Annotated in this window: 1 protein-coding gene; it reads right to left on the minus strand. The window is 27.2% G+C overall.

Going from position 1 to position 691, the window contains the following annotated elements:
• Positions 1–136: 136 nt before the first annotated feature.
• A complete protein-coding gene (locus ACVCZW_RS02075; RefSeq protein ID WP_446845316.1) occupies positions 137–634 on the minus strand; it encodes a hypothetical protein in 498 nt (165 codons plus the stop codon).
• Positions 635–691: the final 57 nt, after the last annotated feature.

The raw sequence follows: 691 nt of genomic DNA on the forward strand, positions 1-691 counted from the left end.
AACGTGTTTGTGTATGCTTAGTTGCGTGTGTAAGTTACTAAATTAGTAAACAAAAACGGAATAGAAAATCTGTAAAGATTTTCCGAACAAACAAGAACCAAGCAATTAAATATACACGGTGTTGTAAGTAGTTTTTTTAATCCGAAACGCTCAATTCAAAATGATAATCTGCATCTTCGCATTCAAATAAGTAATGATCAAAATCAGATGCGTAATAAATTTTTAAATCTCCAAGTTTGATTTTATAAATCGCATTCGGATTTAATGTCTGAAGTAGAAAATCAACAAATTCAATAATATATTTTTGTTGATAATCGGAATGAAACATATTAAAACTATTTAGTTTATCAGTCAAGTGATGTTCTTGTTTATTTTGATATTCAAAAAACCACTTTTCTTTTAATTTTTTCGTGAAATATTTGAACGCATTTTCATTTTCAATTTTCTTCAGTTCAAAAGAATCTGTTAAATGACCAATTCTTTCTGTAATCACAGAATTTAGATTAGTTGATTTAGGGAATCTATCTAAATTAAATTCATAACCTTGATTAGCTTTATTATTAAATTCAGCCAAGGTTCCTAATTCTCCGATTATAATTCCGTATTTGTATATTTTCTGTTCTTTTTCGGTCAAATGAAATGTTCTATCTCGTTAGTCTTTCTCAAATTACTTACAACGTGTTTGTATATG

It is taken from the genome of Lacinutrix sp. MEBiC02595 (assembly GCF_053601555.1).